The 13056-nt window shown below is 75.2% G+C and carries 10 protein-coding genes; 7 read left to right on the top strand and 3 right to left on the bottom strand.

What is annotated here, in order from left to right; all coding sequences use genetic code 11:
- Positions 1-384: 384 nt before the first annotated feature.
- The 3 genes from ABT093_RS29880 (at position 385) to ABT093_RS29870 (ending at position 3852) form a co-directional block, all read left to right on the top strand.
- The gene (locus ABT093_RS29880) at positions 385-1389 is read left to right on the top strand and encodes a GNAT family N-acetyltransferase (RefSeq protein WP_350569752.1); all 1005 of its coding nucleotides are present in this window, start codon (positions 385-387) and stop codon (positions 1387-1389) included.
- Positions 1390-1562: 173 nt separating this feature from the next.
- Positions 1563-2957, top strand: a complete 1395-nt coding sequence (locus ABT093_RS29875) for a pyridoxal-phosphate dependent enzyme (RefSeq protein WP_350569750.1) — start codon at positions 1563-1565, stop codon at positions 2955-2957.
- 106 nt (positions 2958-3063) lie between these two features.
- On the top strand, positions 3064-3852 hold the full coding sequence (locus tag ABT093_RS29870; RefSeq protein WP_350569748.1) for an aminotransferase class IV: 789 nt from the start codon (positions 3064-3066) through the stop codon (positions 3850-3852).
- Between the two features lie 13 nt (positions 3853-3865).
- On the opposite strand, the gene ABT093_RS29865 is transcribed toward ABT093_RS29870, so the two are convergent.
- Genes ABT093_RS29865 through ABT093_RS29855 form a run of 3 tightly spaced genes read right to left on the bottom strand, consistent with a single transcriptional unit; the run spans position 3866 to position 6391 of the window.
- The gene (locus tag ABT093_RS29865; protein WP_350569746.1) at positions 3866-4405 is read right to left on the bottom strand and encodes a hypothetical protein; all 540 of its coding nucleotides are present in this window, start codon (positions 4403-4405) and stop codon (positions 3866-3868) included.
- A gap of 40 nt (positions 4406-4445) precedes the next feature.
- Complete coding sequence (locus ABT093_RS29860) at positions 4446-6068, bottom strand: alpha/beta hydrolase (protein WP_350569744.1); 1623 nt, start codon at positions 6066-6068, stop codon at positions 4446-4448.
- Positions 6065-6391 carry a hypothetical protein gene (locus tag ABT093_RS29855; RefSeq protein ID WP_350569742.1) on the bottom strand — a complete coding sequence of 109 codons (327 nt, stop codon included), beginning with the start codon at positions 6389-6391 and terminating at the stop codon, positions 6065-6067. Before ABT093_RS29855 ends, ABT093_RS29860 begins: the two co-directional genes overlap by 4 nt.
- Positions 6392-7056: 665 nt before the next feature.
- Here ABT093_RS29855 and ABT093_RS29850 point away from each other — a divergent pair.
- The 4 genes from ABT093_RS29850 to ABT093_RS29835 all read left to right on the top strand — a co-directional run bounded on the left by ABT093_RS29850 (position 7057) and on the right by ABT093_RS29835 (position 12919).
- Positions 7057-7854, top strand: a complete 798-nt coding sequence (locus tag ABT093_RS29850; RefSeq protein ID WP_350569740.1) for an ABC transporter ATP-binding protein — start codon at positions 7057-7059, stop codon at positions 7852-7854.
- Positions 7851-10418: an FtsX-like permease family protein gene (locus ABT093_RS29845; protein ID WP_350569738.1), complete on the top strand. Its 2568-nt coding sequence runs from the start codon at positions 7851-7853 to the stop codon at positions 10416-10418. The genes ABT093_RS29850 and ABT093_RS29845 overlap by 4 nt, the downstream gene beginning before the upstream one ends.
- Positions 10419-10754: 336 nt before the next feature.
- Entirely contained in the window at positions 10755-11312 is a 558-nt protein-coding gene (locus tag ABT093_RS29840; protein ID WP_350569737.1) for a hypothetical protein, read from the top strand.
- Positions 11309-12919, top strand: a complete 1611-nt coding sequence (locus ABT093_RS29835; RefSeq protein ID WP_350569735.1) for a multicopper oxidase family protein — start codon at positions 11309-11311, stop codon at positions 12917-12919. The genes ABT093_RS29840 and ABT093_RS29835 overlap by 4 nt, the downstream gene beginning before the upstream one ends.
- Positions 12920-13056: the final 137 nt, after the last annotated feature.

Here is a 13056-nt window from a genome sequence, read left to right as displayed (position 1 = left end):
GGGCGCGGCGGACGCGGTCGGCTTGGACGCGGTCGGGCCGGACACGGGCGGAGCGGGGCGGACGGCCGGGCCGGGAGACGGGGCCGGGAACCGAGGGAAGCGGGGGACGGATGCGGTGAATGAGCACCACTTCATTGCAGCGGCGCAGGTCGGCGAGGTCATGACGGTCAGGTCGAGTCCTCTGGTCGGGTTTCCCCTACCCACCGGGCGGGCGCCCGGGGCGGTCCGCGCGTCCGGATCACGGCGGAGTGGATGCGGTCGGTGTGCACGGAGGTGGCCTCCTCCTCGTCAGTGGGCGTTCCGAACAAGGGAATTCGTATCCGATCTCACGTTCGGTGTCCATTGAATTACCATCAGTGCCGGTTGCTCGCTATCGTGGACCGCGTGGTGAGGTCCTGGGATGCGGCGGTCGAGCGGGCGCGGGAGCGGCTGGCGGCCGCCCCCGGGATGCGGGCGGTGGGTGCGGGCGAGGAGCGTTGCTTCGCCCGCTGGGAGCTCGCGGCCTGCGCCGAAGGGGAGTTGGGGGAGTGCGTCGACCCGGAGGCGATCGGCCCGGCCGAGGAGCGCCGGCTGCGCGAACGGCTCGGCGAGAGCGGCCGCGCCTGGCCGGGCGGCGAGCGGCACCGCCGCCGGTACTGGCTCCTGGACGCCGCCCGCGCCGCACCGGCCGGCACCCTCGCCGTCGACAACTGGACCAGGGGACCGGGTCAGTTGGCCGTCTCCTCGCTCTACCTCCACCCCTCGGCACGCGGCCGCGGCCTCGCGGCGGACGCCCTCGACCGGGTCTACCGGGCCGCCACCGCCGAGGGCCTGCCCGGCTACCGGCTGGAGGCGGACTGGACCTGGCAGCACGCCGTCCGCTACCACCTGCGCCGCGGCCTGTGGGTGGTCTCCTGGAAGCACGCCCTCGGCCTCACCCGGATGCCCCAACTCCCGCCCTACCGCGTCCGGGAGGAGGACGGCCGCCTGGTGCTGCTGGTCGCCGACCGGCCGTCCCCCGATCCCGCCCGGGCCGTCTGGACGCCGTTGCTGGCCGCCGGCAGTGCGGGCCGCTGGCTGCGCCTGGACGAGACCACCGCCTACCGGCAGGCCGACGGCTGGGTGCACGGCTACGCCCGCTCGACGCTCGCCCTGCACCTCGCGCTCGCCGGCCGCCCGCTGGTACGCGGCCCGCAGTGGTGGGCGGAGGCCTGGCGCTGGGCGGACGCCGGGGAGCCGGAGGGCCTCGCCCTGCGGCTCGGGGACCTGGAGCAGGCGGCCCGCGCCGCCGGGCGGACGGTCGTCACGCCCTACCGGGCCCCGTCCGTTCCAGGTGTGCCCCGGCCGGCGGAGGAGCCCCGGCCGTACTCCGTCACGCCCCGGCCGTCGGACGGCGCGTCGACGCCCTGAGGCCGCGCCGTCCGCAAGCCGCAAGCCGCCATCCACTACCCGCCGTCCGCAACCCGCCACCGGACGAGGCACAGGACAACGGCCTACCGGCGCCCCGCCCTGGGCAGGCTCCGCCGGACGCACGGACCGACACCCCGTGCGGGACACCAGGACACCGAGTTGAGGAGCCCGTCATGCCCGCAGTGCACGAATCCGTACTCGACGCGATCGGCGGCACGCCGCTGTTCCGCCTCGCCCGGCTCGGCGCCGGTCTCGCCGCGCCGGTCTACGCCAAGGCCGAGTTCCTCAGCATCGGCGGCAGCGTGAAGGACCGCGCCGCCCTCTCCATGGTGCTGGCCGCCGAACGGGACGGTCTGCTGGCGCCCGGCGGGACGATCGTGGAGGCGACCTCGGGCAACACCGGCATCGGCCTGGCCATCGTCGGCCGGCAGCGCGGGTACCGGGTGATCGCGGGGGTGGCCGACCGGGCGGCGCCGGAGAAGTCGGACATCCTGCGCGCGTACGGCGCCGAGGTGGTGCTCGCGCCGACCGCCGTGCCGCTGGAGGATCCGGCGCACCTGTTCAACGTCGTCCGGCGGCTCGCCGAGGAGATCCCCGGCGCCTGGCTCGCCGACCAGTACGACAACCGGGCCAACCCGGACGCCCATGTGCGGACCACCGGCCCGGAGATCTGGGAGCAGACCGGTGGCCGGGTGACCCACTTCGTCGCGGGGGTCGGCACCGGAGGCACCATCACCGGGACCGGCGGCCACCTGAAGGCGGTCTCCGGCGGCGCGGTGACGGTCATCGGCGCCGACCCCGAGAGCTCGGTCTACGGCGGCGGGGACGGCAGCCCGTACTTCGTCGAGAGCATCGGCCACTTCGTTCACCCGGACACCGCCGAGGACCGCTGGCCGCAGTCCTACCGGCGGGACGTCGCGGACGCCTTCGAGCGCATCCCGGACCGCGAGTCGCTGCTGACGGCGCGCCGGCTCGCCCGCGAGGAGGGCATCCTGGCCGGGCCGTCGTCCGGCACGGCGGTGGCGGCGGCGCTGCGGGTCGCCCGCCGGCTGGGACCGGAGGACCTGGTCGTGGTGCTGCTGCCGGACTCCGGCCGCTCCTACCTCTCCAAGGTGCACAGCGACGCGTGGATGCGCCAGTGGGGCTTCCTGGAGGAGGACGTCCCGGCGCAGCGGCAGGGCGGCCTGCGTCGGCTGCTCGACGCCGCCGGGCCGCTGGTCACGGTCGACGCCGACGCGACGGTGGGCGCGGCGGAGCGGGCGCTGCGCGGTGCGCCGGGCGGTGTCGCCCCGGTGGTCCTGGCCCGCCCGGCGCGCCCGTACGGGGTGAGCGCGATCGAGGTGGTCGGCTCGGTGTCCCGGGACGTGCTGGCCGCGGCGCTCGCCGACGGCACCGCCAAGCCGGACGACTCGCTCGGCGCCCTGCTCGGCCCGGCGCTTCCGGCGGTGGGCGTCGGGCAGTCGGCGGCGGAGGCCCGCGCGGCGCTCGGGCAGGCGCACCCGGGTGTGCTGGTGCTGGTCGACGGCCGGGCCGCCGGGGTGCTGCCGAGGGCGGCGCTCCTCGGGTAGCGCGACGCCCCACCGCGCGGCCGGCGCTGCGGCCACCCCCGCAGCGCCCGCGCACGAGAGCAGCCGCGCACGAAGGCAGCCGCGCCGCCCTGGGAGACTCGATGCCATGGCAGAGATCGAGATCGACGGCGCCCCCGCCGACCCCGCCCGGCTGGCCGCCCTCGGCCTGCTCAACTACGGGCACTTCACCACCCTGCGCGCCGAGGCCGGCCGCACCCGCGGCCTCGCGCTGCACCTGGACCGCCTGGTCCGCGACTGCCGCACGGTGTTCGGTGCCGAGCTGGACCGGGCGGAGGTCCGCGACCGGATCCGCCGCGCCCTCCCGGCCGACGGCGCGCCGGTGATCGTCCGGGTCACCGTGTTCGACCCGGCGCTCGGCCTGGAGCGCCCCTCCGCCCCCGCCGTGCCCCACCTGCTGGTCACCACCCGCCCGGCGCCGGCCGCCGCACCCGGGCCGCTGCGGGTGCGCACCACCGCGTACCGGCGCGAGCTGCCGCAGGTGAAGCACGTCGGCCTGTTCGGCCTGCTGCACCGGCGCCGGCTCGCCCAACTCGACGGCTACGACGACGCCCTGCTGCTCGACGAGGCCGGCCGCGTCACCGAGGGCGCCACCTGGAACCTCGCCCTGTACGACGGCCGCGCGCTGGTCTGGCCGGACGCCGCCGCGCTGCCCGGCGTCACCGCCGCCCTGCTCGCCGACGCCCACCCCGGCCCGCAGCGCCGCGAGCCCGTCACCGTGGACGCCCTCGGCCGCTTCGTCGCCGCCGTCGCCCTCAACGCGGGCGCCGGCGTCCGCCCGCTCGCCGCGATCGACGGCACCCCGCTCGACCCGGCCCACCCGATCGTCACCGACCTGCGCGCCGCCTACGAGCGACTGGAGGGCGAGCGGATCTGACACCGGCCGGAGACTAGAGCTTCGACGGGGTGGGGCCGTCGGACGGGGGAAGCAGGCAGGGCGTGATGACGCTCAGGTACATGAGGTCCCCGGTGCCCGCGGTGGACGCGGTCGCGGTGTAGCGGCTGCTGGGGTGGAAGGCGTCGACGAGGGCGTCCGGCTTGCCGTCCACTGTTTCGCGATAGCCCTCCTCTGTCAGGCCCTCGCCGGTCAGCATGTCGCGGATCTTCCGGACCGCTTCCGGGTGCTGGGCGCGCGGTACGTGACTCTTCACGCTGTACATCAGGATGTACCGGTCGTCGTCTGCGGTCTCACCGTTCTTCCCCGTACACGGAGTGAAGAGCGCGTCGATGGTCGCCGGGTCGGGCTCGATCCCGGCGGTCCGGGCCATGTGCTCGGTGATCTGCTGGGCCCAGGTCTGGGCGTCGGCCTTGGACTTCACGGGTAGTGGGTCACTCCTGTCGGCTTGGGCGGACGAGCACCCGCCGAGCACCGCCAGCAGGAGCGCGAAGGCGGTGATCCGCGTGGAGGTGCGGGATGCGCTGGCAGTCATGGTGCTCCTGAGTCGGCGGTCAACTGGACTGGCTGTGGGATCAGTGCGGGACGGTGGGGGCGAGCGTCGGCGGGCGGCCCGCGATGATCCGTCCCTGGTTGAGGAGGGTCTCGCTCGCCCCGCCGGGCCCCATGTTCCAGTAGCCGCCGTGTCCGGTGGTGTCGACCTTGATGTGCTGGGCCCCGAAGATCCCGTACTGGGGGCCCTCGCCGAAGACGGTGCCGGTGAACGTCTGGATGAAGTCGTCCTTGGCCGTGCCGACCCAGACGTGCTTCGGGTCGATGTTGAGCTCCGATGCCCGGTCGACCCCCATGCCGGGGCTGCCCAGCGCGATGATGTCGTCGGCGTTCACCCCGCCGTCCCGAGCGGCCGCGCCCACGACATAGGTCCCGTAGCTGTGCCCCATCAAGGTCAGATGCGAACAGACGCCGTTGTCACCCTCGGCCACCCGCAAGCCCTTGGTGAAGTTCCGCAGGAGCGGCGCCCCCGCGTCCCCCCGGTCGGTCTGCGCCACGCTGCCGTTCAACCAGTTCGGCGTCTCGTACCCCAACCACGACACGACGGCCACGTCCCCGTCGGCTCCGAGCTCAGCGGCCTTCTGCAGACGCCGAATGTGGTCCATCTGCCCCGGCACACCGGTGAGCACGGTCCCGGTGCCCGGCACGAAGATCGCCGTGTGCTGCGCCTTGTCGGGGTTTCCCGTCGAGACGATGGCCCGGCCGTTGTGCGCGTCGGGATCGATACCCAGGAGAAACATCTGGTGCTTCTCGGGGTTCCCGTCGGATGCGACCAGCTTCCTCCTGATCTCCTCCATCGCCCTGATCCGCGCGTTGTACTCGCCCTCGTCGATACCGAAGTCGCCGGGCTTTCCGGAGCGGTAGGCGTCCAGCTTCTCGTCGAGGACCAGGCGGTTCGCCTCGTCCCGAACGGTCGCGGGCAGCCCGTCCAGCTTCCCGATCCGGTCGGGGTGCAGGGCCAGGTAGGCGTCCTGCTGCTCGGAGGTCAGTCCCTTCCACCACGCCGCGGACTGCTCCGGGTCCTTGCCGTCCGGAACGTAGGGATCGACCAGTCCGAGGTCCTGCATCGCGGTGGCGGCCGCGTTCTTCGCCCCGGCGAGCGCGCCGTTCACCTTGGCCGGGTCCAGGGCCCCTGAGCTAAGCCGCCCCAGGGCCGTATTCCCTTGATCACTGGCCGTCTGGGCGTCCTTCAGCGCGGCGTCGATCCGGCCCTGGAAGGCCTTCATGTCCCGACCGAGCTGCTGGCGTGCCCTCTGCGCGTCCGGGTCGTTGTGCTCGCCCTCCCCCTCGGGCGGGAGGCTGACGACCCCATCGGCGGACACGTTCAGGCCGGCGTCCACGGCCCGGTTCACGGCGTTGACGAGGTTGGTCCGCGCCTGGTACATCCGGTCGGCGACGGTGTTGAGCACCAGGGCGGCGGTGCTTGCTTCCATCTTGGCGATGTTCAGCTGCTGTTCCGTCTTCACCATGTACGAGATCGCGGCTTTGGCGTCGTCGCCCTCCCAGTTGCCGGCCAGCGGACCGTTGACCTGGCCGCGGTGCCGCTGACCGGCGCTCTCCGCCGCATGCCCCAGTGCCGTCCAGGCCTTCGCCGCATCGTGCAGCCCATGGGGATCGAACTTCACCAGAAGCTGGTAGATGGTCACTTGGCCCCCTGCGGCGTGGCAGCCAACGTACCGGCGATCGCGCGCTCGTTGTGCTCGTGGGCGGCGGCGTTGGCGTTCAGGTTGGCCGCGGTGTCCGCGAGGCGCTGACGCAGGTCGGCGAGCGGCTTGGACCAGCCGCTCCCCAGCTGTGCCAGGCCACCGGCGATCGACCAGCCGGTGAGCTGGCCGGCGACGGTCTCGCTGGTGGTCACCGCGTTCTGGACCGGCGCGCCCAGTCCCTCCCCCAGTCCTTTCGCGATACCTGCGGACGCCTGCAGATCCGCCGATTTCACCACGACCTTCGCAGTGGCGTTGTCAGCCACGTGGGTTCCCCTCCCCGAAGATGAATGCCCAGCCCCCACTCCCCGCAGGACGCTAGGCAGAGCGTGTGCGCTCCGCATCCGTACAGATACTCAGATGCTATGACCGAGCCCGGCGCGCACCCAGAACTTCCCGAGAATCCACCGAATCACCCGCCGCACCGGCTCACGGCAACAAGCAACGCGGGACAGGGGTGGGACAGCCCGTCCGAGGCCAGGGCGGCCCGCGCGCCGACGCCCTGCCCTCGGCAGGGCGTGCGGACATGCGGGTCGTCGGGTCGTCGAGTGGCCGGGTGATCGGGAAGGCGGCGGGACGGCGGTCCGGACCTCGGCGGCCGTCGGCCAGGTGTTGGAGAGTCGACCCCCATGCCCGGAACCGACGGCGACGGCGACGGTAGGAGCTGGAACCACCCGCCGGGCAACCGTGGACGAGCGCTCCCGCCGTCCTGGCCCCAGGAGCTGTTTGGGGCGAGGAGTGGGCCTTGTCCGCAGCCGCCTACGAGCGACTGGAGGGCGAGCGGATCTGACACCGGCCGGGCGCCGGGCGAAGGGTAGGGGGGTTAACCCCACCCCCGGTCCGCCAGCGGACTCCATGGTCCGCCGCACCCCGCCTTCCTAGCCTGGAACACGTCGATCACCGGCGACGATCCACGAAGGAAGGCCCCACCATGGCACCCCGCCGTTCCCGCCCCCAGCCCGAGCCGACCGGGCGCCCCGCCGCCCACGCCGCGATCGAGCTGCGCGGCGTCCGGCGCAGCTACGGGCGCGGCGGCGAGACCGTGCACGCCCTGCGCGGCGTCGACCTGGCGCTCGGGCACGGCACCTTCACCGCCGTCATGGGACCCTCCGGCTCCGGCAAGAGCACCTTCCTGCAGTGCGCGGCCGGCCTGGACCGCCCGACCGCCGGCGAGGTCTTCCTGGGCGGCGAGGAGATCACCCGGCTGAGCGAGGACCGGCTCACCAGGATGCGCCGCACCCGGATCGGCTTCGTCTTCCAGTCCTTCAACCTGCTGCCCTCGCTGACGGTGCTGCAGAACGTGCTGCTCCCGCAGCGCCTCGCCGGGGAGCGCCAGGACCGGGCCCGCGCCCGGGAACTGCTCGCCCAGGTCGGCCTCGGCGACCACGGCCGCAGGCGCCCCGGGGAGCTGTCGGGCGGTCAGCAGCAGCGGGTGGCGATCGCCCGTGCGCTGATCACCGCCCCGGACGTGCTGTTCGCGGACGAGCCGACCGGCGCGCTGGACACCACCACCGCGCACGAGGTGCTCGGCCTGCTGCGGCGCGCCGTGGACACCATGGGCGCCACCGTCGTCATGGTGACCCACGACCCGGTGGCCGCCTCGTTCGCCGACCGGGTGGTCTTCCTGGCCGACGGCTCGCTCGCCGACGAGCTGTACCACCCGGACCCGCAGGCGATCGCCGAGCGGATGGTCACCCTGACGGCGCGCCCGCTGGGGGCGGCGGCATGAGCAACGGACTCGCCCGCGCCTCGGTGCGGTTCAGGCCCGCGTCCTTCGTCGGCACCTTCGTCGCGCTGCTGTTCGGCGCCGCCGTGATCATGGCCTGCGGCACGCTGCTGCAGACCGGCATCACCGCCTCGGTGCCGTCCGTCCGGTACGCCGAGGCCCCGGTCGTGGTGGCCGCCGACCCGAACGTCACCATCCGGTACAAGAAGAACGGCGACGACGACACCCACGAGCAGCCGCTCTCCGAGCGGGCCCGGGTGGACGCGGGCCTGGTGGCCGCGATCGCCGGACAGCCGGGCGTGGCCGCCGCCCGCCCGGACACCGCCTTCCCCGTACAGCCCGCCGCGCCGAGCGCGCCCCAGGCCCTGTCGGCCCCGCTTACCGGCCGGGGCTTCGCGGCGCTCGGCATCGCCGGCCCGCAGGACAAGCTGGTCGAGGGCCGCGCCCCCGGCGCGGGCGAGGTCGTGCTCGACGCCGACACGGCGCGCGCCGCCCACCTCGCGCCGGGCGCGACCGTGGCGCTGACCGCCCCCGGCGGCAGCGGCGGCTACCGGATCTCCGGTCTCGCCGCCGCCCAGGCCACCGGTCCCACCGCCTGGTTCGCCGACCAGCAGGCCGACCGCCTCTCCGGCCACCCCGGCCGGATCGACGCCATCGCCGTCCAGCCCCGCGAGGGCGTGGACCGCAAGGCCCTGACCGCGCAGGTGAAGCAGGCCGTCGGCGGCGCCGCCGAGGTGCTGAGCGGCAGCGGACGCGGCGCCGTCGAGCAGCCCCTGCTCAACGAGGCCAAGGTGATGCTGATCGCGATCGGCGGCTCCTTCGGCGGCACCGCCACCATGACCGCCGTGTTCGTGGTGATCTCCACCGTGGCCCTGGCCGTCGGCCAGCGCGCCCGCGAGTTCGCCCTGCTGCGCGCCGTCGGCGCCACCCCGCGCCAGATCCGCCGCACCATCGCCACCGAGGCGATGCTGGTCGCGCCGCTCGCCGCCGCGCTCGGCATCCTGCCCGGTGTGGGCCTGGCCCGCTGGTGGTTCGACGGGATGGTGGAGCGCGGCGTCGTCCCGGCGGACGTCGAGCTGTCGGTCGGACCGCTGCCGATGATCGTCTCGGTCGCGGCGTGCACGCTCGCCGCGCTCACGGCCGGTTTCTTCGCCGCTCGCCGCCCCTCGCGGATGCGCGCCGTCCAGGCGCTCGGCGCGGCCGCCGTCGAACCGGCCCGGCTCGGTGTCGTCCGCACCCTGCTGGGCGTGGTCTTCACGGCCGGCGGGGTGGTGCTCGCCGCGGTCGCCGCCGAGCTGGACGGTGCCGACGCCGCCAACACCGCGCTCGGCGTGGTGATGTCCTTCCTCGTCGCGGTCGCCCTGCTCGGCCCGTGGGTGGCGCGGCTCGCCGCCTGGGTGCTCGGTCTGCCGCTGCGGGCGGGCGGTGCGCCCGGCTCGCTGGCCGCGGACAACACCCGCGCCAACTCCCGCCGGCTGGCCTCCGCGATCACGCCGATCGCGATGGTCACCGCCTTCTGCGGCACCCTGCTGTTCATGCAGAGCACCATCCGGCACGAGACCGGCGAGCAGGTGCGCACCGGCATCACCGCCGACCACGTGATCGGCTCCACCGGCCCCGGCCTGCCCGCCGCCGCGCCCGGCACCACCGGCGTCGTCGAGCAGGCGGCCCGGGTGTCCGGCGTGGACGCGGCCGTCGGCGTGCTGCGCACCGGCATCGTCTACCGGGACGGCGAGCAGCTGCTCTCGGCCACCGCGCTGGGCGTCACCGGCGACCCGGCCGGGCTGCCCAAGGTGCTCGACCTCGGGGTGCGCAGCGGCTCGCCGGCCGAGCTGGGCCGCGCCGCGGACACCGTGGCGCTCTCCACCGACCTGGCCTCCACGCTGGGCGCGAAGGTCGGCGAGCGCGTCCCGTTCTGGCTCGGCGACGGCACGGAGGTGAAGCCGCTGGTGGTCGCCACCTACGAGCGCGGCCTCGGCTTCGGCCAGGTGCTGCTGCCCCGGGCGGCGGTCGCGGAGCACGTCACCGCCGCCTACGACAGCCAGGTGCTGGTCGCGGACGCGCCCGGCGCCGACCGGGCCGCGGTCGCCCGGGCGCTGTCCGGCCTGGCCGTCCCCGGTCTGACGGTGACCGACCGGGCGGGTTTCGCGGCGCAGGCCGACAAGTCCCAGGAGATGGGCTCCTGGGCGAACTCGGTGATGGCCGGCGTGCTGGGCGGGTTCGCCGCCGTCACGGCCGCCAACACCCTGGTGATGACGGTGCTGGACCGGCGCCGCGAGGTGGCGCTGCTGCGGCTGGCCGGCACCACCCGGCGTCAGGTGCGCCACATGATGCGCTGGGAGGCGCTGCTGGTGGCCGCGGCCGGGCTGGGCGTCGGCGGGGTGATCGCCTGGCTCACCCTGGTGCCGATCACCCGGGGCATCGCGGGCGCGGCGCCGCACGTCCCGGCCGGGACGGCGCTGCCGCTGGCGGCCGGTGCGGTGGCGCTCTGCCTGCTCGCGACGGCGCTGCCGGCCCGGGCGCTGCTCCGGTCGCGGCCGGTCGCCGCGATGGGCGGCAAGCAGTAGCGGAGGCGGCCGGAGTCTCCGGGGGCTCCTCCAGGGGTCCTCGGGGGGCGTGAACGGGCGGTGCGCGCGGGGGTGGCGCACCGCCCGTTCGGGTGACAAAGCCGCGCTGAACAGGCGGGACAGCGGGGACGTCGGCGGGAAAGCGCGGGCGGCGCCCGGATAGTGAGGGGTGATCAGCCGCTCGCGGCCGCGCCCGCCCCGGTGCCGTGTGCCCGCAGCGCCCGTCCCGCCCACACCCTCCGCGCCGAGCGCGTCCGGCATGCCCGTCCACCCGGGGTGCCCACCGCGCTGCGGCGCGCCCGGCAGAGAGAAGGCCGACCGTTGAGCAGTCCCCCGGTGACCCGTACGCCCCGCCCGTCGCTGTTCCCCTCGGCGCGTTCCTCGGACCGTCCGCCGGCGCCCCCGGCCGTCCGGCTGCCGCGGCTCCTGCTGCGGGGCGCCGCGACCGCCTCGGCCGCGCTGGTGCTGGCCGCGACGGTGCTGGCCGCGGGCTTCCTGAACGGCCACTACGAGGCGCTGCGGGCGCACGCGGTGGTCGCGATGGCGCTGGGCGGCGTGCTGCTGGTCCAGCTGCCGGCGGCCGTGCTGGTCCGCCGGGGCGGCGGGCCGGCGGGGGAGCGCGGGCCGTGGTGGCCGCTCGCGGCCGCGCTGCTGCTGCTGGCCGCGGACGGGGCGCAGACCGGGACCGGCTACGAGCGGTCGGTCGGGGTGCACGTCACGCTGGGTGTGCTGCTGGTCAGCGCGCATCTGTTCTGCCTGGTCGGCGCGTGGCGGCTGGCGCTGACGGTGCCGGTGCCGGCACCGTCGCCGGCGGCGGCGGAGGACGGTACCGGGCGGCTGCCCCGGCCGTCCGGCACCGGCACCGGCACCGGCCCGGTGGAGGTGGCCTCGTGAACCGCCGCCGGTTCCTCGGCGCCGGCGCGGCCGTGCTCGGCGCCGGCGCGTTCGGGGCCTTCGCCGTCCCGGCCGCCGCCCGGCTGCTGGCGGAGGGCCGGCCGGGGCGGCTGCTGAACAGCGAGGTCCCGCTGCCGGAGGCCTTCGAGGTGCCGCTCCCGGTGCCGGCCGTGCTCGCCCCGGTCCGCTCCGACGGCACCGCGGACTACTACGAGCTCACCCAGCGGGTCGCCCGGCTTGAGATCCTGCCCGGCCTGCGCACCGAGGCCTGGACGTACGGGGGCAGCTACCCCGGGCCGACCCTGTCCGTCCGCTCCGGCCGCCGGACGGTGGTGACACACCGCAACGAGCTGCCGGTGCCCTCGGTGGTCCACCTGCACGGGGGGCACACCCCGGCGGACAGCGACGGCTACCCGGTGGACCTGCTGCTCCCGGTCGGCGCGTCCGGGGAGCGCAGCTCCGACGCCCACGCGGCCGCGCACGCGACGAGCGGCATGGCCGGTATGCCGGGAATGGCCGCCATGGCCGACGCGGACCCCGCGCGGACCGTCACCGGCACCCGCGCCTACACCTACCCGGGCCACCAGCGCGCCGCCACCCTCTGGTACCACGACCACCGGATGGGCTTCACCGGCCCCGCCGTCTGGCGCGGCCTGACCGGCTTCCACCTCCTCCACGACGACGAGGAGGACGCCCTGCCGCTGCCGCGCGGCGAGCGCGACCTCCCGCTGATGCTCGCCGACCGCGCCTTCGCCGAGGACGGCTCCTTCGCCTACCCCGCCACCGACCCCGCGCTCGCCGTCCCGGGCGTCACCGACGAGTACATGAACGGCGTGCTCGGCGACGTCATCCTGGTCAACGGCGCCCCCTGGCCGCGCGCCGCGGTGGACCGCGCCCGCTACCGGCTGCGCCTGCTCAACGCCTCCAACGCCCGCCTCTACCGGCTGGAGCTCGACCCGCAGCCGCCGGGCGGCGACGCGCTCGTCCAGATCGGCGGCGACGGCGGCCTGCTGGAGTCCCCGGTCACGCACGACGCGGTCGAGATCGCGCCCGCCGAGCGCTTCGACCTGGTGGTGGACTTCTCCCGCTACGCGCCCGGCACCGAGGTCCGGCTGATGAACCGCTTCGGCGGCGGCCGGACCGAGGAGGTGATGCTCTTCGAGGTCGGCTCGCGCCGGGTGAGCGACGACGCGGCCGTCCCCGAGCGGCTCTGCGCCCTCGAACGGCTCGACCCCGAGGCCGCCGTCGCCACCCGCTCCTTCGGCTTCCGCCGCAGCCGCGACGGCGACTGGACCATCAACAACCGGTCCTACCAGCCCGGTCGCGCGCTCGCCGACCCGGTGCTGGGCAGCACCGAGATCTGGCGGTTCTTCAGTGACGTCCACCACCCCGTCCACGTGCACCTGAACGCCTTCCAGGTGCTCTCGCGCAACGGCGGCGACCCGGGGCCGTACGACGCGGGCTGGAAGGACACGGTGGACCTGCGGCCGGCGGAGGCGGTGGAGGTGCTGGTGCGGTTCACCGACTACCCGGGGTCGTACATGGTGCACTGTCACAACCTGGAGCACGAGGACATGGCGATGATGGCGGACTTCGTCGTGGAGTGACCGGTGGAGTGACCTGTGGAGTGACGGCCGCCCGCGCGGGTCGCTGTCACCCGTTCGGCGCAGCGCGGGCGGGCGTTCCGGACGCCCGCCCGCGCCGCTGTGCGCGCCCCCGGTCCCGCGCCGCGGGCCGCGGGCCC

Source organism: Kitasatospora sp. NPDC002551, from assembly GCF_040296005.1.
Lineage (GTDB): Bacteria > Actinomycetota > Actinomycetes > Streptomycetales > Streptomycetaceae > Kitasatospora.
The sequence above is the reverse complement of the archived record's forward strand: the minus strand, read 5'-3'. Positions and strand labels throughout refer to the sequence as shown.

Coding starts and splice junctions, on each gene's coding strand:
- ABT093_RS29850 (WP_350569740.1), top strand. CDS start 7,057: ATGGCACCCCGCCGTTCCCGCCCCCAGCCCGAGCCGACCGGGCGCCCC.
- ABT093_RS29845 (WP_350569738.1), top strand. CDS start 7,851: ATGAGCAACGGACTCGCCCGCGCCTCGGTGCGGTTCAGGCCCGCGTCC.
- ABT093_RS29865 (WP_350569746.1), bottom strand. CDS start 4,405: ATGACTGCCAGCGCATCCCGCACCTCCACGCGGATCACCGCCTTCGCG.
- ABT093_RS29875 (WP_350569750.1), top strand. CDS start 1,563: ATGCCCGCAGTGCACGAATCCGTACTCGACGCGATCGGCGGCACGCCG.
- ABT093_RS29870 (WP_350569748.1), top strand. CDS start 3,064: ATGGCAGAGATCGAGATCGACGGCGCCCCCGCCGACCCCGCCCGGCTG.